At 35.0% G+C, this 21,118-nt stretch carries 23 protein-coding genes and 3 pseudogenes; 6 read left to right on the top strand and 20 right to left on the bottom strand.

Annotation, left to right across the window (positions count from 1 at the left end; genetic code table 11):
- From PVA17_RS21045 to PVA17_RS21030, 4 genes and pseudogenes are all read right to left on the bottom strand, one after another.
- Positions 1 to 198, bottom strand: a pseudogene (locus PVA17_RS21045) (IS3 family transposase); the annotation flags it as partial.
- Between the two features lie 128 nt (positions 199 to 326).
- Positions 327 to 707: pseudogene (locus tag PVA17_RS21040) on the bottom strand (HTH domain-containing protein); the annotation flags it as partial.
- 219 nt (positions 708 to 926) lie between these two features.
- Positions 927 to 1,874: a PD-(D/E)XK nuclease family protein gene (locus tag PVA17_RS21035; RefSeq protein WP_274068849.1), complete on the bottom strand. Its 948-nt coding sequence runs from the start codon at positions 1,872 to 1,874 to the stop codon at positions 927 to 929.
- Positions 1,875 to 2,066: 192 nt separating this feature from the next.
- On the bottom strand, positions 2,067 to 2,807 hold the full coding sequence (locus tag PVA17_RS21030; RefSeq protein WP_274068848.1) for a sulfite exporter TauE/SafE family protein: 741 nt from the start codon (positions 2,805 to 2,807) through the stop codon (positions 2,067 to 2,069).
- Positions 2,808 to 2,845: 38 nt separating this feature from the next.
- On the opposite strand from PVA17_RS21030, the gene PVA17_RS21025 reads away from it, so the two are divergent.
- Both PVA17_RS21025 and PVA17_RS21020 read left to right on the top strand, forming a co-directional pair.
- On the top strand, positions 2,846 to 2,977 hold the full coding sequence (locus PVA17_RS21025; protein WP_274068847.1) for a hypothetical protein: 132 nt from the start codon (positions 2,846 to 2,848) through the stop codon (positions 2,975 to 2,977).
- Between the two features lie 30 nt (positions 2,978 to 3,007).
- Positions 3,008 to 3,505, top strand: coding sequence for a DUF1648 domain-containing protein (locus PVA17_RS21020; protein WP_274068846.1), 498 nt, complete (start codon positions 3,008 to 3,010; stop codon positions 3,503 to 3,505).
- A gap of 102 nt (positions 3,506 to 3,607) precedes the next feature.
- Here PVA17_RS21020 and PVA17_RS21015 read toward each other — a convergent pair whose 3' ends face one another.
- The 8 genes from PVA17_RS21015 to PVA17_RS20980 form a co-directional block, all read right to left on the bottom strand.
- Complete coding sequence (locus PVA17_RS21015; RefSeq protein WP_274068845.1) at positions 3,608 to 4,468, bottom strand: hypothetical protein; 861 nt, start codon at positions 4,466 to 4,468, stop codon at positions 3,608 to 3,610.
- Between the two features lie 10 nt (positions 4,469 to 4,478).
- Complete coding sequence (locus PVA17_RS21010) at positions 4,479 to 4,952, bottom strand: RNA polymerase sigma factor (protein ID WP_274068844.1); 474 nt, start codon at positions 4,950 to 4,952, stop codon at positions 4,479 to 4,481.
- Positions 4,953 to 5,073: 121 nt separating this feature from the next.
- The gene (locus tag PVA17_RS21005) at positions 5,074 to 5,697 is read right to left on the bottom strand and encodes a hypothetical protein (protein ID WP_274068843.1); all 624 of its coding nucleotides are present in this window, start codon (positions 5,695 to 5,697) and stop codon (positions 5,074 to 5,076) included.
- A 168-nt stretch (positions 5,698 to 5,865) separates the two neighbouring features.
- Positions 5,866 to 6,051, bottom strand: a complete 186-nt coding sequence (locus tag PVA17_RS21000; RefSeq protein ID WP_132362777.1) for a helix-hairpin-helix domain-containing protein — start codon at positions 6,049 to 6,051, stop codon at positions 5,866 to 5,868.
- 296 nt (positions 6,052 to 6,347) lie between these two features.
- Positions 6,348 to 6,956, bottom strand: a complete 609-nt coding sequence (locus PVA17_RS20995) for a CPBP family intramembrane glutamic endopeptidase (RefSeq protein ID WP_274068842.1) — start codon at positions 6,954 to 6,956, stop codon at positions 6,348 to 6,350.
- A gap of 341 nt (positions 6,957 to 7,297) precedes the next feature.
- Positions 7,298 to 7,699: a hypothetical protein gene (locus PVA17_RS20990; protein WP_132362781.1), complete on the bottom strand. Its 402-nt coding sequence runs from the start codon at positions 7,697 to 7,699 to the stop codon at positions 7,298 to 7,300.
- A gap of 60 nt (positions 7,700 to 7,759) precedes the next feature.
- Positions 7,760 to 8,188 (bottom strand): GNAT family N-acetyltransferase, encoded by a 429-nt coding sequence (locus PVA17_RS20985; RefSeq protein WP_274068841.1) that lies wholly within the window; start codon positions 8,186 to 8,188, stop codon positions 7,760 to 7,762.
- Positions 8,189 to 8,203: 15 nt separating this feature from the next.
- A complete protein-coding gene (locus PVA17_RS20980) occupies positions 8,204 to 8,644 on the bottom strand; it encodes a GNAT family N-acetyltransferase (RefSeq protein WP_274068840.1) in 441 nt (146 codons plus the stop codon).
- Positions 8,645 to 8,756: 112 nt separating this feature from the next.
- Between PVA17_RS20980 and pdxR the strand changes: the two genes are divergently transcribed.
- The gene (gene pdxR / locus PVA17_RS20975) at positions 8,757 to 10,145 is read left to right on the top strand and encodes a MocR-like pyridoxine biosynthesis transcription factor PdxR (RefSeq protein ID WP_274068839.1); all 1,389 of its coding nucleotides are present in this window, start codon (positions 8,757 to 8,759) and stop codon (positions 10,143 to 10,145) included.
- 241 nt (positions 10,146 to 10,386) lie between these two features.
- Here pdxR and PVA17_RS20970 read toward each other — a convergent pair whose 3' ends face one another.
- The 3 genes from PVA17_RS20970 to PVA17_RS20960 form a co-directional block, all read right to left on the bottom strand.
- Positions 10,387 to 11,610 (bottom strand): GNAT family N-acetyltransferase, encoded by a 1,224-nt coding sequence (locus PVA17_RS20970; protein WP_274068838.1) that lies wholly within the window; start codon positions 11,608 to 11,610, stop codon positions 10,387 to 10,389.
- A complete protein-coding gene (locus PVA17_RS20965) occupies positions 11,607 to 12,338 on the bottom strand; it encodes an AAA family ATPase (RefSeq protein WP_274068837.1) in 732 nt (243 codons plus the stop codon). The genes PVA17_RS20970 and PVA17_RS20965 overlap by 4 nt, the downstream gene beginning before the upstream one ends.
- A 582-nt stretch (positions 12,339 to 12,920) precedes the next feature.
- Positions 12,921 to 13,943: a trypsin-like serine peptidase gene (locus PVA17_RS20960; protein ID WP_274068836.1), complete on the bottom strand. Its 1,023-nt coding sequence runs from the start codon at positions 13,941 to 13,943 to the stop codon at positions 12,921 to 12,923.
- Between the two features lie 339 nt (positions 13,944 to 14,282).
- On the opposite strand from PVA17_RS20960, the gene PVA17_RS20955 reads away from it, so the two are divergent.
- Together PVA17_RS20955 and fumC are read left to right on the top strand one after the other, a co-directional pair.
- On the top strand, positions 14,283 to 14,498 hold the full coding sequence (locus tag PVA17_RS20955; protein WP_132362795.1) for a hypothetical protein: 216 nt from the start codon (positions 14,283 to 14,285) through the stop codon (positions 14,496 to 14,498).
- Positions 14,499 to 14,876: 378 nt separating this feature from the next.
- The gene (fumC, locus tag PVA17_RS20950) at positions 14,877 to 16,268 is read left to right on the top strand and encodes a class II fumarate hydratase (protein WP_274068835.1); all 1,392 of its coding nucleotides are present in this window, start codon (positions 14,877 to 14,879) and stop codon (positions 16,266 to 16,268) included.
- 334 nt (positions 16,269 to 16,602) lie between these two features.
- Here fumC and PVA17_RS20945 read toward each other — a convergent pair whose 3' ends face one another.
- From PVA17_RS20945 to PVA17_RS20925, 5 genes and pseudogenes are all read right to left on the bottom strand, one after another.
- On the bottom strand, positions 16,603 to 16,809 hold the full coding sequence (locus PVA17_RS20945) for a hypothetical protein (protein WP_132362799.1): 207 nt from the start codon (positions 16,807 to 16,809) through the stop codon (positions 16,603 to 16,605).
- A gap of 30 nt (positions 16,810 to 16,839) precedes the next feature.
- On the bottom strand, positions 16,840 to 17,346 hold the full coding sequence (locus tag PVA17_RS20940; protein WP_274068834.1) for a hypothetical protein: 507 nt from the start codon (positions 17,344 to 17,346) through the stop codon (positions 16,840 to 16,842).
- A 520-nt stretch (positions 17,347 to 17,866) separates the two neighbouring features.
- Positions 17,867 to 18,204, bottom strand: a pseudogene (locus tag PVA17_RS20935) (transposase); the annotation flags it as partial.
- A gap of 51 nt (positions 18,205 to 18,255) precedes the next feature.
- Positions 18,256 to 18,720: a hypothetical protein gene (locus PVA17_RS20930; RefSeq protein WP_132362805.1), complete on the bottom strand. Its 465-nt coding sequence runs from the start codon at positions 18,718 to 18,720 to the stop codon at positions 18,256 to 18,258.
- A 355-nt stretch (positions 18,721 to 19,075) separates the two neighbouring features.
- On the bottom strand, positions 19,076 to 19,825 hold the full coding sequence (locus PVA17_RS20925) for a hypothetical protein (protein ID WP_274068833.1): 750 nt from the start codon (positions 19,823 to 19,825) through the stop codon (positions 19,076 to 19,078).
- A 548-nt stretch (positions 19,826 to 20,373) separates the two neighbouring features.
- Here PVA17_RS20925 and PVA17_RS20920 point away from each other — a divergent pair.
- Positions 20,374 to 20,967: a YdeI/OmpD-associated family protein gene (locus PVA17_RS20920; protein WP_274068832.1), complete on the top strand. Its 594-nt coding sequence runs from the start codon at positions 20,374 to 20,376 to the stop codon at positions 20,965 to 20,967.
- Positions 20,968 to 21,118 lie beyond the last annotated feature (151 nt).

Here is a 21,118-nt window from a genome sequence, read left to right as displayed (position 1 = left end):
ACGTTTTAAGTTATACGTAATCCCATATTGATTTTCTAACGTCATTTTAATTTGACGTGCACCTTTCTTACGTCCTCGGAAATGATACGCTTTTAAAATAATTTCTTTGATAGCTTCATCTACTAACTCATGGGCTGCACGCTTTTGTGTTGATTTTTCTGCGAAATAATTATAGTAACCTGAACGAGATACGCCCATGATTTCACTTAGATAGCTAACTAACCGTTTTAGTTTATATTTTTGAATCGTTTTACTGATTAAATCAAATTTTAGTTCTGTTGCGATTGTTATTTCTTCTTTAACATCTGCCTTTCGAGTAGATCGAGCTTTTTTAAAAGTTCATTCTCCGCTTGTAATAATCGATTTTTCGCTTCTAATCGTGTAATTTTTTCTTCTAAACTTAATTCTCGTTCTATTGGACGACCTGACTTCGTTTTCCGTGTATCTTGTAAACCCGCTACTCCAGTTGTACGATAAGCTGCACGCCACCGCTTTCCCGCTGAACTAATGCGCTTTAAACCAATCAGTTCAACATCTAAACCGGCCTCTTCAAAAATCATTCTTGGGAGTTTTCCTTTTTCATTTTCTGCAATAAAATGGCGTTTAAAATCCTCAGTATAAGTAATCGCTTTATCACTAATAGCTTGGACATTAGGATTACAGTTAAGTTGTTCTTGCTCTTTTTTAGTAAATAATTTTTTCGTCATTTATTCCGCTCCGACATCTTTTTTCTAATTATAAACAAAAGTACCCTATAGGATAGACTTTTTTCAAAGTGTCTATCTTATAGGGTACAGTTTAAGTTAGGTATGACATTTTTATATGCTCCACTTCTACTTAACTCTTCACTCACAATTCTTTAAAACGATTCCCCCTCAAAATCCATTGGTTCATTGGAAAAAACAAACTTCTTATCCGCATTACTCTTAAATAAGAGAGCTATTTTGCATACATAATTCTTTAAAATTACACCCTTTACAGTGCCATTTTTCAAGGGATTGCTCAAATTCCTCAAGGTCCACGGGTTCATTAGAAAAAATATCTGCCTGATACTTTTTCATTTCTAGTACACTTCGCTGAAACGTATGTAAAATATTGTCCATATCAAATGCTGTAAAGACATATTTTTTTCGTTTACCCGTCAATAAATATTCATTATAGACATCAATCTGGTCAAGAGATACACGATATTTCTGTTGAATATAGTATGCGTAGAGCGCTAATTGCTGGCGATCATCATCGGATTCTCCGCCTGTTTTCCAGTCGATAATAATCCACTTGTCTGCTATTTCATCGTAATAATGAAAATCCATTACGACGAAAACTTGTATCCCCTCTATTTTCATGGAACGAAATTGTTCAGGCTCACCAATTTTTAGTGAGCCTTTTTGAGCGGTAATTTGCTGGAATGTTGCACTGTTTAGAAAGTTGTCAAAGACTGCGGTCATTCGCTCCTTATAGTCTTGTACAAGTTCAGGATTTAACTGCCCATCGTAATAAATTTCCTGCATCATATAAAATTTATTCGGCTTATGTCTCCATAAATCTACATGGCGTGTAGAATCGATAAAAGCAACATTAAGCTGGCCACGTGCACGATTTACTAGCTCAGCAACAGTCGGCGACTTGCCAGTTTGCAAATAATCATTGATCGATTGCTCTATTAAGTGATGGACGATTTGACCAAATAAAATCGGCATAGATTGGAGCTTTTTTAAGCGATAGACATGTTGATGAGACGGCTCTACATTATAACTTAGCCAGCCATTATGAGAAAAATAATATTCATAGCCATATTTTCGCGCACAGCTTGTTAACGTTTTATGACGTGACAGTGACCACGAAAAAGATGGAAAAGGTGTGATTTCAAACATGGATATCGCCTCCCTATATCTGTATTTTATCAATTTTGCCTTGGCGTAATTGCCACTGCTGCTTCGCTTTCACACAAACAATGCGTGACATCCGCTGGAGGCTTTATCTTCATTCAGTAGATCAGTTTGGATATCCGCTGAAAAGGATCACATCCCCATTTATCTTATTACCTTCTTACAAAGGTGTGTCCTCTACTGAATGAAGATAAAATCATATAAGAGTTGTACTATTAGCATAATGGTTACGATACGTAGTAATAGCTTAACTTGGCTTGCCCTAACCTTTCTTGCAAGGATAATCCCTATTTGTGCACCAATGACAGAGCCAACCATTAACACGATGGTCAATGGCCAATCAATTTTACCTGTAGCAATATACGTAATTGCGGCTCCAGAGCACATCGCAAAAACACCTACACGTGACAGACCTACAGCTTTCATATAAGAGATTTTCTCATGAGCATATGTATAAAGTGCCAGCGTACTGCTCCCAGGACCGAACATCCCATCATAAAAACCAACACCAAGAAGTATTGGACCGTTTTTACGATTCATTGTAAAGCTTTCTTTTTCTCCAAATTCAGCTCCACCTATAAAGGACATAATAAGGGCAAAGCCTAATAAAGTAATCGCAATGAACGTCAATGTTTGACTGCTCATAAACGATGCAAACAGACCACCGAGGGTACCACCTACTAGGGAAACAAGTAGTACTGAACGCATTTCTGACCATGACAATTCTTTTCTTTTATAAATCGTATAGAAGCTTGAAAAGGCGCTGACCATATTTGAAACCTTATTCGCACCAATCGCTGAATGGACTGGTACACCCACTAACATCATAGTTGGTAATGTAATTAACCCTCCACCTCCAACTAATGTTCCTATGACGTTGCCAGTGATACCTATAAGTAAAAATAGCAAGTATTCCATTTAATCCTTCTTTCTATAACACACAAAATGGTATTCATATGATACAGTATAACAGACCGCTACTTAACTTCCTTCAACAAATGTTGTATGTAGCGAAAGCGAAGCGTCAGCTACAAATGTTGTATGTAGCGAAAGTGAAGCGTCGGCACAATAATTATGCCGAGGCATAATTGTAAATAGATAAACTACGAGGTGAATGAATGCTTGAACAACAAAAAACACTTACACCGCGTTTTTGTAAGCCACTAACGCTAATTGTCGCGACCATTTTCTTAGCTGGCATTACGGCAGCGCTAATCCAATACAGTAAGCTCCCCGCAACTATACCTGTTTTGCAAAGCTTTACAAGTGAACATGCGCAATTTGGTCCGAAAATCGCTATTTTTTATTTACCCTTTACTGCCTTTATGCTATTTTTACTTTTACAATACTTAGAGATTAGAGCTGCTTATCCTATCCCACGTAAAAATAAGCCTACCTTATCTCATACAGAGCGACAAAATGGGATCATTATTTTTTGTCTCATCAAAAATAGTATACTACTGTACTTTACATATTCACTTTTCAATGACTTAGCAGTAGCTTTAGGCCATCATCGTATTTTACAGCAGTGGCATGCTTATTTATTTCTATTTGTACTGTGTACTATATTTATAACGGGAGTCGTTCGTGGAATTTTATTGAGTAAGAGGGAATAGAGCATACTCCACTCTAGTACTGCGTTGATGGGTAATTAAAACCACCTATACCTTTGCAATTGTTTCTTATGCAAGATATAGGTGGTTTAATTATTAAAGCTATTAATAAAGCATAATAATTAAAATAAGTATTGCACTAATAATACTTATTTTTATCGTTTCTATTTTATATATAGCATATGTCTGTACATCTCGTATTATGAAATTCCAAAAAATGATACCATATAAAAGCGTAAACGTAATCATTAATGGCTTATACAATGGACCAACCCAGGTTGCCCAAGCAAATACGCTAGAAATTATCACAAGCCCAAATACTAATACCCACCATACATGCTTAGAGGGTTTAGATCCTTGAAGATTAAGACGTTTATAATAGTACGTAGAGAATATATTTACAGCTATTACGATAAGTGGCAGGATAAAAATCCAAGGTATTGTTTCTACAGAGTATAATGTTTGAAACACTTTATCATACATGTCAGAATTTCCAACAAAAAACTGGCCCGTATCAACATTTAGCATGCCTGTATCTGAAATCTGATAGCGCTCTTCCCGATGACCTTTAACAACGACTACATCTGCAATATAGCTACCTAACTTTCCATCTGCCTTTTCGACATACTGTGTAAAGTCTTCAAAAAAGCTATAAACTATAGTATCTTCAACCTTCTTTATAGAAATATACAAACTCGAACTTCGCGCAAGGAATTTACCTTCTTTTCCTCCGAAATGCTTATAAATTGCTTGAATGGATTGATCAGCAGTTTGAGGTGGTGATGAATTTTGTGGGATTAAAATTAAAAATAGAGTAATCATGGCAATCGTTAGTAGTAAAACACTTTCCTTCCATAACGGTAAGCCATGTCTTTTCTTATGGTGAATGTGTTCATAAATACGAGCCTTTACAGCCTGATCTTCCGGTAAATTATTGAGTTCCTTCAGTCGATTGTTTAAATCCATATTCATCACCTCAAAGTATTTTCTCCAAAGCCTTCATAGCATTTCTCTGTGTATTTGCTATTTTAACTGTAGACAACCCTAAAATCTCACTAGTTTCGGCTAAATTCAACTCTTCAATTTTTCTGTAAATAAGAACTTCTCGATATTCAGGCTTTAATAATTGGATTGCTTCATATAACAGCCGACGCTCCTCAGACTGCACGATCCAATCATGTGGTACATATTTTGTCTCCCGTTTTTCATGTTCTCTTTGAAATGGTAACCATTTTATAAGTGCTTTTTTTCTATAGGTGTCATAGACAAGGTTTCGTGCTATTCTCCTTATATAAGTGCCCATAGCAGCCTCATTTCTAAACTGTCCTTTATAAACACGGATAAAGGTTTCCTGTGTTAAATCCTCCGCTAAAACTGGATCCGAGACCATATAGTAAATAAATTGATATATGCATTGAAAATATTGTTCATAAAGCTCTTCAAACTCCATCTTCTCACCTCTCTTACTTTATTAGACGAATGAATAAAGAAGATTTGTATGTAAAAGTGTAATTTACTTAATTAAAAAATAGGCTACCTGACACCATATAGCATCAAGTAGCCTAATTTTTTTACAGATCAGTTTTCATTTTTTCAAATGCATGTATTAACACATATTTTTGTACACCGCGAGCCATTTCAATGCTTTCCTGGGCATGCTGATGAAGGGCTGTTTCATTGTTCTTTTTGTATGCATAAACCGCTTCAATTGCCGGCTGCATCCACGGCTTTGTAAGCTGATCGCTGCGCATGTCAGTTGTTCGTTCTTCAAGTGCTGCGATATAACATTTTGCATAGCTAGTTAATGGCTCTTTTTTTATTTTATCGGCCGCATCCTTTGCTTCCTCTAAATTCTCTTTCATGATCGCCATCAGAAATTTATAGTTATACTTCATTGCTGGCTGCTTATATTTTACGATGGCTGTTTCTAATGAGTGAAGCTGCTCTTCCCTAGTCCCATAAGCAAGCGTGTAAGGATAGGCAAAAAACGGATCTTTTTTACGATCTTTTACTAATTTATCTACCATCTTCATATTATTTGTCCTAAATAAAATATGTATATGTCTATAAAGCATTGCCATCACTGTAAGGGCAATAATGCAGATTGTAATGGATAGATGCACGCCTGCTAGTGATAGTACTATTGTTAAAATAAATATGAACAAATAAAATATGACTAGTTTTGTAATTCTCATAATTCCTCCTACTGTAGTTTCCTCCGCATTTTTCGAGAAAAAATAAAGCCAGCTCCAAGGAAGAATACAAGCGCCATAAACTTCATGAGAGGAATAATAAATAACTTGCTAATCACGAAAACAACCAAAATATAATAGATCACCATTAACAGTAAAAATAACGTTAGTTTATTCACTGTGCTTCCTACTTTCATTCAGTGCTGTTTCAATGGCCGCTAGCGCTTTCGGTCCCATTCCATGTAAATTTTTCAACTCTGATAAATCAACCTTTTCCAATTGCTCTAATTTTGTATAGCCTGCCGCATTCAATGCACGTATAGCAGGTTTCGCTACTCCCTTTGGCCATTCCGTCATTTATGCTCGTCCCTTCTTTTTTCGTCTTTTGAATAACACTACTCCTATAATACCTAATAATAGTATAGCAAGTGAGACGACAAAAAAGTCGTAAATGCTATTATTACGGTGATATTCGCGTCCTGAACCCGCTTTGTACTTGCACAAAAAACTCCCTTTCCGATCCGGAGATTCCAGCTGCTGAGAAAGTTAATATAAAACCTACAAGCAAGCAACCTTTTACTACCTGCTCGTTAAACTGTACTTCAATCTTTATTATGCAATCGAATAGGATGAAATGCAAATAAGCTAGGTATTTAGAGCACATTGAACATTGCCATGAAAGAGGCAATCAGATTACTAATGCCATGTATGCACCAGCTTGTTAGGATGGAGCCATTAGACTTTCTCTCATTGATCCATCCCAATAAATAACCTGCAAAAGCGGCTGACATAACAACTAATACGACGACTCCAAAAGGAATAAAAGAAAATATCATCAATCCATGTAAAATGCCAAATAGTAAACTTTGTACGATATTTCCTATTTGAAAACCAAACCTATGCATGAATCGTTTCAGTAAAAAGCCACGGAACAGCAGCTCCTCTGAAAACCCAGTTTGTACAATAGCATAGAAAAAGGCTGGTATGAGCGCTGAAAAACCAAGTCCTGTAAAACGATTGGACGCTAAAATTGAACTGTCTAAGTAAAGATACGTAATTATAGTGAGTGGTAAGGTTAATAAAACAATAATGAATAAAACCCATATAAAATATTTCCCTTTATTTTCAATGACAAGCTTTTTGAGGCCGATCCATCTTAAAAATGATTGTTGCTTTCTTGCTGAGAAAAACCACCAAATAAACGGTATAACTGAAAATAAAATGACTTGAAAAATCGCGCTTATTACACTTTCCAAAACCATAATTTTCCCCCTGTTCAAAATATTTACACGAAGAATGACAAGTGATGGTAAGCTGTTTTCCGGAAACCGCTAGTTGATGGTTGAAGTTTGCCGGCAACATCTGCTTTTCCGCCGCTTAATGCTTGAATTGCGTCGCTAACTCCTGCTTTTCCGCCGCTTGATGTGGAAACTTCGTAGGTCCCTATATTGCGTCCTTCTTCATGTTAAGCATATTAAACAGCAGAGTTGATATCAAGATATTTTCAATGATAATCGTTAAATAATCAATCATTATAAATAAATATTAAATGTTATTCAGTAAACAAACATTTAAAGAGCGACTAGAAAAACTCTAGTCGCTTTCACTCTTTATTTGGATTCCGCTCAATAAATTCTTTAATGTCATCTTTTAAATCATAAACTAAATTAAAATAATGACGCTCATTCATTGCACCCTTCTTACGCCACTTTTGCATTTCTTGATAGTGGAAAGTGATAAAATAGCTTTCAATCTCACGACGTTCTATCCCTTCCTTTTTTGCCATATCGACAATAGAAAGACCTTCTTTCCAGTATTGATCATAGACGTCTTGCGTTATCCCAAGCACCTTACAAATAGCAGCATAATCGTATTTCACATGGTAAACAAGCTGTCCATCTTCACCATTTGCATGTTGTTGAATTACATTATTTGCATAACAAATTGGTGTAAAGCTCATTATAAGCAGGCTCGTGAGAATTAGTTTTTTGAATGATGCTTTCATGTTAAACCTCCTTCATGTTTTCACTAGTGTGTGAGGTTTAAAAAAATCATATTCCTTTGATCACAATGCTTTTCGAAAAGAAAAGCACCATTTTTCATATCCTAATCGATCTTCATAAAAACGATGCGCACTAGTCCTTTGAATACCAGACTCTAAAGCAATATAGTGCGCGCCATTTTCTTTGCTCCATTTGTGAAGATAGTGCAATAATATTTCTCCATAACCTAATGAACGATACTTCTCATCTGTCACTAAATCATAGACAAAAATATGGCGTTCACTGTAAAAGTTGACTCTCCAACTTAATCCGGCGACAGCCACAATGTTCGTATTTTCGTATAAAGCAAATAACAAATAGCCATCTTGGGTCATTTCTTTTAATAATTGGAGGTATTTTTCTACTGTTAATTCCGTACGAAGCTGCACGAGAACGTAATATGCTTCCATCCACTCCTGCTGCGTTGTTAATTGTTTGATTGCTACAGTCATTATTCAAAACTCCTCTTACCAATATTTAATATAATGAAATACTCCATCGTCTACTTTCATCCCGAGCTTCTCATATAATTTTTGAGCGCGAACGTTGTCTGTCGCTGTTTCTAAAGCTATATAACGCGCTTCTTTCTGTAAACAGTAAGAATAACACTGTTCAATTAGACCCAGTGCTACACCTTGTTTCCTAGCATGCTCTGCCACGAATAAATCGTTTAGAATATACGCCTGCTTCATTGCAACAGATGAAAAAATAGGATATAGCTGGACAAAACCAACTGGCTGCGCATCCAAATAAGCTAAAAAAATTACCGATTCCTCCTTATTTAAACGCTCCATTAGAAACCGCTCAGCCTGTGCTAAATCTGATGGTTGACTATAAAATTCTCGATAGGCATTAAATAATGGCACGACCTCTCCAACAGTTGCCAAGGTAACTGTACAAATCTCCATAATCGTTTCTCCCCATTTCTTTTACTATGTAATTCTTGTATTATGATAAAAAACTAACTGACATTTAAAAAGAAACAGTTTTCTACATTCCAACATGTCAAGGAGGGACTTTATGGACGATTTTATTTTCTTATTTACAGATGAAGAGGCAAAATATAAACAAATTTATCAACAAATCAAATGGTTAATCGAACAACGGAGATTAACAACGAATGATTCGCTTCCTTCTATTCGAAGGCTAGCCGAAACTTTACATGTTAGTCGGAATACAACTTTAACTGCCTATGAACAACTCGTAGCGGAAGGATACATACGTGGTGAAAGACGAAAGGGCTATTTCGTGAATGAATTTGAAAAAGTTTTTTTTCAGGAGGAGGAACGGCCCAGCCTTAGTCAAGAAACTAAAACTAACAGTGGAGATGTCATCATTGATTTTCGGGCTGGAGCTGTCGATCAACAACATTTCCCTTTAAAAATATGGCGGCAAATGGCTAATCAAGTGTTACCTTTACAAAAATGCTATGAATATGGCGACCCTTTCGGTGAGCAGCTTCTAAAAGAACAGCTTGTACATTATTTGCTTCAAGCTCGTGGCGTTCATGTAAATGAAGAGGACATTATTATCGGTAGTAGCACGCAACAAATGTTAATTTATCTAGGCTTTCTATTAAAGAAACATTTCCCAAGTGTTATTTTAGAAGACCCTGGCTACAACGGTGCACGAGAAGCGTTCAAACTGCATGACTTTCAAATAGAAACTTTACCTGTGTCGGAAAAAGGTGCAAAGCTTGAGCATTTAAAACATTTACATTCGCGCTTACTCTATGTCACACCTTCTCATCATTTTCCATACGGCGTTTCCATGAGCATTCAGCAGCGTCAAGCTTTAATTCAGTGGGCTAAAAAAGTTGATGGTTATATACTTGAGGATGATTATGATAGTGAATTTCGTTATACGCAACAGCCATTTCCTGCTCTTGCCTCACTCGACAAGTCACGTGTGATTTATATGGGGACATTTTCAAAATCATTTTTACCAGCTATTCGTTTAAGCTATATGGTACTACCGCAATCACTTATACAGCCATATAAAGAACGCTTTGCTTATTTTGAACATAACGCCTCGTCCTTACATCAATTAACAATGGGAAAATTCATGGAACAAGGTGAATGGACACGGCATATTAAAAGAATGCGTATAACCTATAAACATAAAATAAATACTCTTGTAGAGGAGCTTAACAAACAGTTCGGAGAAAAAATTACGATACTTGGAGAACAATCTGGGCTTTATATATTAGTGAAGGTGCAAACTCAATGTTCAGAAGAGCAGCTCATTCAAAATGCACAACAATACGGAGTCAAGGTCTACCCAACTAGCCCATATTTTCTACAACAGCCAAGCTCTATACCTATTATACAATTAGGCTTTAGTAAATTAGAAATGGAGGATATCATTCTCGGTGTAAAACTGCTAAGAAAAGCTTGGATTACGGAATAATACGCCATAACTGCATGGGTTATGGCTACTCTTTATCTCGATCATCATATGTTTTTATCAGCACATTCAACATGTTCCACTCTTCTTGTCCAATAGTTTTTATCCCTAGTGAGTCTTTGGGTGCAGATTGCGGTTTTCTCTTGGAGCTGAGCAGTTCTTACGTTGACCCGATTCGTTTTCTTTTGAACCAATAAAAAAGGAATTTGTACAGCTGTCTCTGCACAAATCCCCCAAAAATTTTTTAAAAATAATCAATAAACGTTGGAATGCCTACTGGTAGTACAGTCTCTAGTAGTGCAATTTCAATGGCATTGCCTTGTAAACGCTCAATTTTTTCTAAATAACTCGGTCGTTTATAGCCTAGTAGCATCGTGGCAAGTGTTTGAACTGTTAGTTGAATAGCATTTTCTGACTGTGTCTCACTTACCTTTTCAACTGCAACTTTTCCGTCTTGCTTCGTTATAACAAATGTACCATTATTCCATGCAACAATGCGATCACGAACAGCTAGTCTAAGCTGAAAATCATTCCCCGTGAATGGGTAGCGTAACAGAAATTCTTTTACGTCAACAATTCGTGCCATAAAATAAGGGGATACCTTCTGAATAATTTCACTATCCTCTAACAGAAAGGCAACGGCTTCATTGCCTGTTGTTTTACCATAGACGTTGTAAATCATTGAGTTATGTGCTGAGACAAAATTCCATAAACCTTTACGCGCTTCTTCCTGCAAATAGACAATTTCGTCGATGTAAAAATTTTCTTCCATAATACGGTAAAACATATAACCCTGTGGTATATCATCCTCATCATAATAAACCGCTGCCTGGAGGTTGACATCACTATCGATAAATTTTTCCTCCCAAAAATCTTCCTGAAACTTTTCATTCCATGCGATACTATTACGAACCATGACACCGTGCGTTTTCTTTGAATAATGCGCATAAATAGTCACAACGTCTTCATGTTTCGGATCGACACGACGGATTTTTCCATTTAGGCCACCGTAGCGAGGAAGCTGCGTATCTTTGATTTGAAATTCCACAATATCACTCATAATTTCCCAACCCCTTTTTCGGTAATAAGGGATAGAATATGGGAATAAATAGGATATGCATTGTCCTTCGTTTCGCATCCGCTCTAGGGTCTCAATAATAAGGCTTTCCATCAAACCATGCCCAGAATATTCAGGGTACGTTCCGACAGCAGTGATGCCTCCCATTTCATAAATCCTACCATGAACGTTTACCTCAAAAGGTAGGCATAAAATTTGAGATACAAGATGTGAGCCATCGAACCAACCAATTGCATGTCCTTCATTAAATTGCTTACTTTTGGCATTCACAAAGCGACGATCTTTATGAATGGACATGGACATTTGAAAAACATAATTAAGCAAATCTATAAACTGTGCCATTTCATCTAACCGAATTTCTCGCATAACTAAGCCTTTACGTTGATTCATGATTCTCTCTCCTCATCAAATAACTCTGAAAAAATGGTTTCCGGTGCATTTAAAAAACGCTTCGTAACAATGTAATGTATAGTATCCTCATAACGAATAGCTTCAATCTCCCCATTATCAAAACTATAAATTGTAGCATTTGGATAGCCAAGTAAAATAGGTGAATGTGTGGCGATAATAAATTGTGCCTCATGCTCTAAATCTTTGATAATTTTGAGGAGACTCAGCTGTCTCGTTGGTGACAACGCCGCTTCAGGCTCATCTAATAAATAAATGGCCTTCCCTTTAAAGCGATTCATAAACAGCGAAAGAAAGGACTCCCCATGTGATTGATGATGTAACGACTTACCACCAAAAGCGGCATACTTATTTGGATGATTATCCAACAAATCAATATGACTCGCAAATTGATAAAACGTTTCCGAACGTAGGAAAAAGCCATTTGAAACCTTTGGCCACCATGATAAACGGAGGAATTCTCCAAGTGCAGATTCCGCTTTATGTACTTCATATATATTTTGACGGCCGCCCCCCGCTGTATTAAAATCACAGCGATCAGCTATAGCCTCCAATAGGGTTGATTTCCCAGAGCCATTTTCCCCTACAAAGAAGGTAACGTTCGTAGGAAACTCTAGTTCCTGTAAATCCTGCAAACTTGGTATATTAAAGGGATATTGATCTTTCACTGCAATTTCTCCCTGTAATACCTTACATGATTTTAAATACATTTCGTTTCCTCCCTTACTACTATTATAACGTGCCTACGCTTTTTGCCAAACATAAGCCACGCATAGCTATAAAGGAAATCAACGCCGAAAAGTCAAAACATTAGTACAAATCATAAACTCATCATTGAAATTGACTTATAACACTACCTAATTCCTAAGTACAAAAATTATATTATGAGCATTAAAAATACCGTTGTAACTACAATATCCGTGAAATATTTCCCGAGAAATAAATAAAAAAATATGTCGAAAGTTGCAATAAAAAATAATAAAATTATGCCATAATATAGCGATTTACAAAAAATAATGAACTAGCATAATCAGACTGACTTCCATTTTGAACTGCTATTTTTCTCGTTACAGCTAATATTAAACATAATCTGTTAATTTCGAAAATAATTTCCCTTACATTCCGTTTATGTCTTTATTACAACCCCCTATTTTTTTATCCTTAAAGAATGTCTACCAAAAAGATATACCACCTTATGTTTTGGGATGCTCAATTCAGTCAGCTCTTATTTTTTTAGCGTCAAAAAAATAGACAAACCGAAATTCTCAGTTTGTCTACATTAGTTAGTAGTTTTACTCTAAAGCTTTGGAAATAAAATTAAACATATAAGAGTTCATCTTAGGTCCTCCATTCATCGGGTTCCCATTAATAACAAATGAACCTCTATGAACGCCTATAATTTGATTATCAGTGTTTATTAATGCTGAACCCGATTGTCCTGGTGCAGTATCAATTGTATAAAAGGCTACAGAAGCATCCTCTCTAGTAATATTTCCTCTCGTACCAAATTGAGAAATTTCACCATTAGCCTGCATTAAATCTCCCGGATAACCATAAATACCGATATTTTGATTAAGAAGATTATTCACCTGTTTGATTCCAAGAGTTCCTGCAACATCTCCAGCCTGTTTATTGTCTTTTGATACATCCAAAACAAGGATAGCGAAGTCTTCAGAGCTCGAACCAGTTGAAGCCCAATTAGCAGCTACATAATAATCATTAACTTTATAAGAACCAAATAATCCAACACTATTACTTACGCCAGGGTAAACCTTTGCACTAGTTATAGTTTCTTTTGTTTCTGGGTTTATTACACAATGTCCATTTGTTAAAACTTTATTTTTGCCAACTAAAGAACCTGTACAAGAACCACCTTTTCCATCAGGCCAATTTATTTCGATATACGTAATTGCACTATATGGCAATTCTTTAGTATTCTCTACTTTTTTTCTACTATCGTCACCGATGACAATGCGTGGTGATATTTGTAATGGTCCTCTAGCAGTAGAATCATTAATAACAACTGGTGGTGGTGTAATATCGATAAACGAGTGACCTTCCATTATTGAATCAATCTGGATGGGCGAAATTTCTCCCGAACCTTGAACACTTGGTATTTCATTAAGTAATGACGAATTGCTAACATTAAACTCCTCATATTTAATGATTTCACCTTTCGAGTTTACCATGTCATAAGGATGTGACATTTTACTTGGATCAAATGAAAATTCACCTAAAGACTCATCTGCAAAAACATTCATTGGCACTAATAAAAAGATAAGCATAAAGAACAACCTAATAGTAATTTTTTTCATTTTATTCCTCCCTTTGGTTTAAGTCTATTTATAGTTTAATAGAAATTAAAGGAAAAATAAAGATAAAATTTTAAAAATTGGTAAAATATAAATAATTCTGAATATAATTAAAAATTTAGTGATCTTAATATCCATTTCAATCTTCAGGATTAAAATCTTTTCTCTATGCTCTACCCCAATTAAAAATGTTCTAGATTTTTAGCTCTTATCATACATTGAGTAAAACCTTCCCCTTGCTCATTATCCTCATAAACCCCTGTCTCTTTTACATTACATACAAGCAATAATAAAGGAAGGTTTTTTTCTAAGCTTAATAAAACATTTATAAGGAGAAGGATTATGTTTGTAACTCATTTCTATGAAAACAAGACGTCCGTTTTAAGTCAGCTGCTCGTAAATTTACCTACTGTCGAAGAGAACATTAAAATTAAAGGACGTAAAGCTAAAGTTGTTCAAATTGTTCAAATAGACGACAACAACTATCAAGTAAGTATCATTTTTGAAAAAATAGCTAAAAAACAACCATTAAAAGAAATTGGCAAGAAAAAGAGATAGCTCTTCCCTATTCACCTTCCGACGCTATCATTTAATGATAGCGTTTTAACTTTAAAAAAGCGGGAATCGAACTATAAGAGAAAAATCCACTGCGAATTATTCTCAACAATAAAACTGTCTTCAAGAAAAGCATTTGACTTTTTAATTGATAACAATTATCATTATCAATAGATTATTTCTTACTCCGAAATGCTTAGTTCAGCATCCCCCTATTTTTTTGAAATAAGCATGTATCAAACGGATATTCTTACATCAGACTAAGAATATCTTTTTTTAACTTCTATCAACAGCTGTTTGATACCCGTTGAAAGAAGTTTAATTCTCCGTCGAATGTTTACTTAATTGGAGAGATTTACATAAATAAAGGAGCTGTTTTACATGGATTATCGTATTGAAAAAGACACTATGGGTGAAATTAAAGTACCTGCAGATAAAATTTGGGGTGCTCAAACGCAGCGCAGTAAAGAAAATTTCCAAATCGGAACAGAACAAATGCCTATTGAGCTAGTTCAAGCAATGGCCATTTTAAAGAAAAGTGCTGCGATAGCCAATAATAAATTAGGTAAGCTTTCAGATATAAAAGCACATGCGATTGTGCAAGCAGCAGACGAAATTTTAAAGGGTCAATGGGACGATCAATTCCCTCTTGTAGTTTGGCAAACTGGTAGTGGTACACAGTCAAATATGAATGTCAATGAGGTAATTGCTCACCGTGCAAACCAACTTTTACAAAATGTTGGCGAGGCTGAACGCATCCATCCAAACGATGATGTCAATAAATCTCAAAGCTCAAACGATACCTTCCCAACGGCTTTGCATATTGCTGCAGTGTTAAAAGTTGAAGATTATTTACTGCCGCGACTACGCTTACTAAAAGAAACGCTTGATAACAAAGCAGAAAAATTTAAAGATATTATTAAAATTGGTCGTACACATTTACAAGACGCTACACCTTTAACTTTAGGTCAAGAAATTAGTGGCTGGGTAGCAATGCTTGCTAAATCTGAGCAAATGATTGTCCAAAATACTGAATATATGAAGGAATTAGCGATTGGTGGAACAGCAGTTGGTACGGGTATTAACGCACATCCCGAATTTGGTGAGCGTGTAGCAGCGGAAATAAGTCAATTAACAGGAAAACATTTTACTTCGGCTGCAAATAAATTCCATGCACTGACGAGTCATGATGAAGCTGTTGTCGCACATGGCGCATTAAAGGCTCTTGCAGCTGACTTAATGAAAATTGCCAATGATGTTCGTTGGTTAGCGAGTGGTCCTCGTTCTGGTATTGGTGAAATTACGATTCCAGAAAACGAGCCAGGCTCATCTATTATGCCTGGTAAAGTAAATCCAACTCAAAGCGAAGCGATGACCATGGTTGTTACACAAGTTGTTGGTAATGATGCAACAATTGCCTTTGCCGCTTCCCAAGGTAACTTTGAGCTAAATGTCTTCAAACCAGTCATTATCTATAATTTTTTACAATCAACCCGTCTACTAGCAGACACAATGAAATCATTTAATGATCATTGCGCTGTCGGTATCGAGCCAAATACAGAAGTACTTAACCATAATTTACAAAATTCACTAATGCTTGTAACTGCATTAAACCCTTATATCGGTTATGAAAATGCGGCTAAAATTGCGAAGAAAGCCCATAAAGAAGGCACAACATTAAAAGAAGCCGCGATTGCATCTGGTTTACTAACAGAGGAACAGTTCGATGAATATGTGGACCCTGCAACGATGATTTATCCAAATGTAAAGTGACGGTTTTGCAAGTTAATCACAAAGGACCCTCGAAACATTGATATATCAACGTTTTTATTTAATAGCTCCATTATGCATTTAGCAAGTTGATGTATATTACTATTTGGGGCTAGATTGGGGCTATTAAAATACGGCGAGCGTGTGTACAAGAATGTGTGAGTAAAAAAGATTGGGGCTTCTTGCTTCAATCTTTTTTTGTTGGTCATTGAATAGCTACTTACATAAAAAAATATTGCTTGGAACAGTGCATTTAAGCATATAGATATATAAAACCAAAAAAAGTCAACCCATTAACGAGTTGACTTCTCACTTATAGACATGTAAAACGGAATTTTCAGTTCTTACTAAATTTCAAAACAGCCAAATCAAACATCTTAAATAAAAACTTTAATGTAACAAATCCAGCTGAAATTAAAATCATTAAATAAATAGAAAAATAAATTATACTTTTAAAATCATACATTACAGGTGGGTTGACAAACGCAATAGCAATTACAAAAGCCAAAATAAAAATAAAAAAATTACTATCTAAAAATTTCATAAGTAAACCCTCCTCAGTTATTATTTTCTATTAAAGCCATCCATTTGTTTCACAAAAATCTGTAAAGAACCAATATTCACCTTTTAAATTTTTGCACGCTTTAATAATACCATAAGTAATTACATGATAAATAATAACTGCACCTGCCGTTCCTATCAAATATTTTGCGATAGGAATTAAAATTGCAGGAATTGCAGGAATGAAACTAGGTGTTATTTCACTATTTTGCATTTCTAAGCTTTCGTCAAAACCAATCTCATTATTCATCTGCTCTACTTCAGTCACTGATAAACTTTCAAAATAGGCTTCAGCATTGTTTACCTCGTTCGTTGTCAAACCATTACTTAAAGCAAATTCAGTATCAAATTCGTATTTTTTTGTTAGTGTATTGTAATAAACAGATTCCGCAATAATTGTCCCCTTTTGTTCAAAATCTTCAGTAGCCATTGCTGTTGATCCAAACGGAAGAATAAATAAACTTATTATCATTGTTACCACAATTGTTAGCTTCATATTTGATTTTTTAATTAGTTTCAAGATGATCGCCTCCATTTTATTTATACTTACTGTTTGCTATAGCAAATATTTTCCTCGAGTACATACATCCTATCATTCCCATTAATACCAATTCAATGGTAATTTAACGCCAATATTTGGCGTTCCTACCGTTATTTTTTTGCGGTGTTCTATTAACCATTTATAATGCCGCCAATTCACGCCACATATACCGCCACTTTTAGGCGCTCCTATGATTCTTTTATAATACAAAAGTATTCTTTTGGTAAATTTTTTGTTTAAACACTTGAAATCTTCGTTTAGATTTGATTGTTCTCTAAAATAATATTCTTCACAAAAATGTCAATTTCAGCTTTAAATTTAAACCAAAAATACCAAGGCTCAAAATTAATTTGAGTACCTAGGCTTTAAATCATTCTGCAACAATATTTGTTACTTGGGCTAACTTAGCTGTTTTAATTTATTTGCTCCTGCTTGTGCTGCATTCATTCCCGTAAATGTTCCTGTCTTAACACGCCATTTAACTCCGACAGGCTCAATATTTTTTCTTTGATTGAAGGGCATCTAATCCTAGAGTTTCAAATTGCTTTCTCCAAACACTAATTGTTGAAGGGGCAGGTATTTTAAAATTGCTGCCGTTTCGTTTAAGGACGTACCGTTTTCAATCATAAAATTTAGTACATCCATTTTTAACGTTAGTGTGTAATTTGTATATGGCTTAATAAAAGCTTCCGCACCATTGTATTCATATTGCTTAACCCATTTAAAAATTGCCTGTTTATCAGTCCCCAAAGATTTAGCTATTTTATTAGCACTTTCATTTCCATTTAAGTAACGCTCAACTGCTTGTAATTTATCTTCTACAGTATATTTAGCCATAGAAAAACTGCACCTCCAATTGTTAGATGTGTCTAACAATTGGGGTGCAGTTCAATCATACACATGTCCTTTTTTTACTTGAATAATTTCAATATGATTCAATCTAGTTAAAAGCTTTTTAATAATTGATTCTGGCGCATTAAGATAAGATAACTCATTTTTAAATCTACCTAAAAAATCATCTGTATTCATTGATTCAATACAAATATTTTCTTTGGGGTAATAAGTATTAACCCATTTTTCAAGCATTGTTATCCATTGTTCATCAGAAGAATTTGGTTCATCATTGATATCCCATTCCTCTCCATCGAACAATTCTTTTTTAAATATTGCAGAAAATGCCTCTTGAATATTATCAAATTGACTTTTTTCCGCAAATATTAAATCTACTTGCATTACATATTCATCTCTAAATTCATATACATCAAATAATAAATTTGATAATCTTACATTTGCAATCTGTCTGGCAAACGAATTGAGATCATCAAGCAAATCTTGAATTTCTTTAAAGATCAATAATCTTCATTCCTTTCTTCCTACCATTCCTTTAAATTAATAATAAATCACACTATATCGATTTGGATTACTTTTCTATTTGAAATTCTAGCCAATTTTCTATATTTGGTCTCACTTAGCCAGTTTTAAAACAGTACTGGACGTTCTCTACATGCTTGTCCTCCATAGATAATGACTTAGCGACTTATTCTTTAAATAGCCCTACTTTATACCCTACAAATACAGCTAAATGAAGCACTATAAAAGTACCCTCTAAGATAGACACTAAAAAAGTCTTTCTTAGAGGGTACCTTTATTTACAATTAACATAAAAACTAGATAGAGCAGCGCTTAAGAGAGCTTTGTAAATTCCTAATTACTTCTCTCCAACTGGTTTTAATAAATTCACTGGAATCCAATGTGTGGATTCGTTGTTGTCATCTTTTTTCCAAGTTACATTTAGATAACCATTAATTTCTAGACCTTCTGAAAATAAAATACTTCCCTTTTTCAATGTACTTATCGTTGCAGATCCTTTAATTGGATCGAGTTTAAAATCTGTATCTTTTGTTAGCTCAAAACGCACGCCTTTTTCGCTTCTTTTCGACTCAGAGATTTTAAGATCTGTACCAGGATACTGTATACACTCTTTAGAACTAACATCATTCGGACCGCAATAAGAAATTATTTGTCCATTGTTTGTAAAAGAAAAACCAGGGTTGGTTCTTTCATTGAACCACATTCCGTAAGTTGCGGTATTACTATCATGATTAATAAAGATATAAGTTGGATTGTTATAGAAAGATGAACGAATTTTTATTGGTACTTCTTTGAAAACTACCAAATCCGTTGCTTGTACCCGATATTGCCCCATCTGGTAAAATGTTTTGCCATCATATTTTTCAATATCATACGTTCTAAAGAAATTATTTCGCTTGACCACTAACGAATCAAACGTACCATTTGGATTTTTCTTGTATACCTTGATGTCTTTTTTAAAGGTCATTTTTCCGGTTTGGTCTTTTACAACCTCTGCTCCATCATACATCACTTTCGCTTCCGATTTTGTTGGATGTATTACTGCAAAAACAAATGCTACTAGTAACACCATAAAAAATTTTTTCATGATTCTCCTCCTACTTAGCTTTATTTTAAATAACACACTCCAATAAACATTATATACTAATATATCCTAATATTTCATATCATCACCAAAACGTGTGGTTGATTTCCGTTCAGACTGAGTGCTTTGTTGCTTTCGCTACAGAAAACATCCGCTACGCTGCAGGTTCTCTGACCAACACGATGTTGGTTACGAAGGTGTTATGACAGGATGTGATGCTTTTAGGCTTGGTTCCTCTATTGCTGATCCCCGAGGAGTCGCCCAGTCGGAACTAAGATCAACTATTTATATAGTAGACGTTTTAACAAAAGTCGTCCGAAAATTTTGGTGATGAATTAATTTTTTACCAAAAGTATAATGTTTTACAATAAAAAAATACAAAAAAGATTGAAGCTACATGTATCAAACGCTTTTTCAACTCATCAATATTCTTTTGTAAATGAGCGCTATTAGTCCCCTTCTTTTAACTAGACATGACACTAGTTAATGTTTTATGATAAATCGATTAGAGAATATCAGCCGATTAAAAAATCGTAGAGGGGTGTTCGTTGATGACAAGTAGCAAAATGAATCCAAAGGTTGATGAATTTTTAGGTAAAGCCAAAAAGTGGCAGGAAGAATATTCGGCGTTGAGAAATATCGTTCTGGATTGTGAATTGACTGAAGAATTTAAATGGATGCATCCTTGTTATACGCTTGGGAAAAAAAACATCGTGTTAATACATGGTTTTAAAGATTATTGTGCGCTTCTGTTTCATAAAGGAGCCTTGTTAAAGGATGCTCATGGGATTCTAATTCAACAGACTGAAAATGTACAGGCGGCGCGCCAAATTCGTTTCACCAACGTTCAAGAAATAGTTGGCATGGAAACAATTATAAAAGATTATATTCTTGAAGCCATCGAAGTTGAAAAAGCAGGTTTAGAAGTGCCTATGAAAGAGCATAAGGAATACATAATTCCTGAAGAACTTCACCATAAATTCAATGAAATGCCTATCTTAAAAACGGCTTTTGAAAAATTGACGCCAGGACGACAAAGAGCATACATTCTACATTTCTCACAACCTAAACAATCCAAAACTCGCGTGTCCAGAATTGAAAAATACACGCAACACATCCTTGATGGTAAAGGATTAAATGATTAGTTTATTAAATGGGAAAATTAATAACTCTGTTATAAAAAAGGTCGAAGCAAATGTAAAATGTACCCTATAGGATAGACACTTTAAAAAGGTCATCTTATAGGGTCTTTTTGTTTTTAAGTTTATAATAAGAAAAACAACTATCGGAGCGTAC

This window comes from Lysinibacillus sp. CNPSo 3705, from assembly GCF_028674935.1.
GTDB lineage: Bacteria > Bacillota > Bacilli > Bacillales_A > Planococcaceae > Lysinibacillus.
This window is presented reverse-complemented; position numbering and strand designations above follow the sequence as displayed.

What these genes read in the sequence shown, in the direction of transcription:
- PVA17_RS21035 (WP_274068849.1), bottom strand. Translation starts at nt 1,874, where the DNA reads ATGTTTGAAATCACACCTTTTCCATCTTTTTCGTGGTCACTGTCACGT.
- PVA17_RS21030 (WP_274068848.1), bottom strand. Translation starts at nt 2,807, where the DNA reads ATGGAATACTTGCTATTTTTACTTATAGGTATCACTGGCAACGTCATA.
- PVA17_RS21025 (WP_274068847.1), top strand. Translation starts at nt 2,846, where the DNA reads ATGATACAGTATAACAGACCGCTACTTAACTTCCTTCAACAAATGTTG.
- PVA17_RS21020 (WP_274068846.1), top strand. Translation starts at nt 3,008, where the DNA reads ATGCTTGAACAACAAAAAACACTTACACCGCGTTTTTGTAAGCCACTA.
- PVA17_RS21015 (WP_274068845.1), bottom strand. Translation starts at nt 4,468, where the DNA reads ATGGATTTAAACAATCGACTGAAGGAACTCAATAATTTACCGGAAGAT.
- PVA17_RS21010 (WP_274068844.1), bottom strand. Translation starts at nt 4,952, where the DNA reads ATGGAGTTTGAAGAGCTTTATGAACAATATTTTCAATGCATATATCAA.
- PVA17_RS21005 (WP_274068843.1), bottom strand. Translation starts at nt 5,697, where the DNA reads ATGAGAATTACAAAACTAGTCATATTTTATTTGTTCATATTTATTTTA.
- PVA17_RS21000 (WP_132362777.1), bottom strand. Translation starts at nt 6,051, where the DNA reads ATGACGGAATGGCCAAAGGGAGTAGCGAAACCTGCTATACGTGCATTG.
- PVA17_RS20995 (WP_274068842.1), bottom strand. Translation starts at nt 6,956, where the DNA reads ATGGTTTTGGAAAGTGTAATAAGCGCGATTTTTCAAGTCATTTTATTT.
- PVA17_RS20990 (WP_132362781.1), bottom strand. Translation starts at nt 7,699, where the DNA reads ATGAAAGCATCATTCAAAAAACTAATTCTCACGAGCCTGCTTATAATG.
- PVA17_RS20985 (WP_274068841.1), bottom strand. Translation starts at nt 8,188, where the DNA reads ATGACTGTAGCAATCAAACAATTAACAACGCAGCAGGAGTGGATGGAA.
- PVA17_RS20980 (WP_274068840.1), bottom strand. Translation starts at nt 8,644, where the DNA reads ATGGAGATTTGTACAGTTACCTTGGCAACTGTTGGAGAGGTCGTGCCA.
- pdxR (WP_274068839.1), top strand. Translation starts at nt 8,757, where the DNA reads ATGGACGATTTTATTTTCTTATTTACAGATGAAGAGGCAAAATATAAA.
- PVA17_RS20970 (WP_274068838.1), bottom strand. Translation starts at nt 11,610, where the DNA reads ATGAATCAACGTAAAGGCTTAGTTATGCGAGAAATTCGGTTAGATGAA.
- PVA17_RS20965 (WP_274068837.1), bottom strand. Translation starts at nt 12,338, where the DNA reads ATGTATTTAAAATCATGTAAGGTATTACAGGGAGAAATTGCAGTGAAA.
- PVA17_RS20960 (WP_274068836.1), bottom strand. Translation starts at nt 13,943, where the DNA reads ATGAAAAAAATTACTATTAGGTTGTTCTTTATGCTTATCTTTTTATTA.
- PVA17_RS20955 (WP_132362795.1), top strand. Translation starts at nt 14,283, where the DNA reads ATGTTTGTAACTCATTTCTATGAAAACAAGACGTCCGTTTTAAGTCAG.
- fumC (WP_274068835.1), top strand. Translation starts at nt 14,877, where the DNA reads ATGGATTATCGTATTGAAAAAGACACTATGGGTGAAATTAAAGTACCT.
- PVA17_RS20945 (WP_132362799.1), bottom strand. Translation starts at nt 16,809, where the DNA reads ATGAAATTTTTAGATAGTAATTTTTTTATTTTTATTTTGGCTTTTGTA.
- PVA17_RS20925 (WP_274068833.1), bottom strand. Translation starts at nt 19,825, where the DNA reads ATGAAAAAATTTTTTATGGTGTTACTAGTAGCATTTGTTTTTGCAGTA.
- PVA17_RS20920 (WP_274068832.1), top strand. Translation starts at nt 20,374, where the DNA reads ATGACAAGTAGCAAAATGAATCCAAAGGTTGATGAATTTTTAGGTAAA.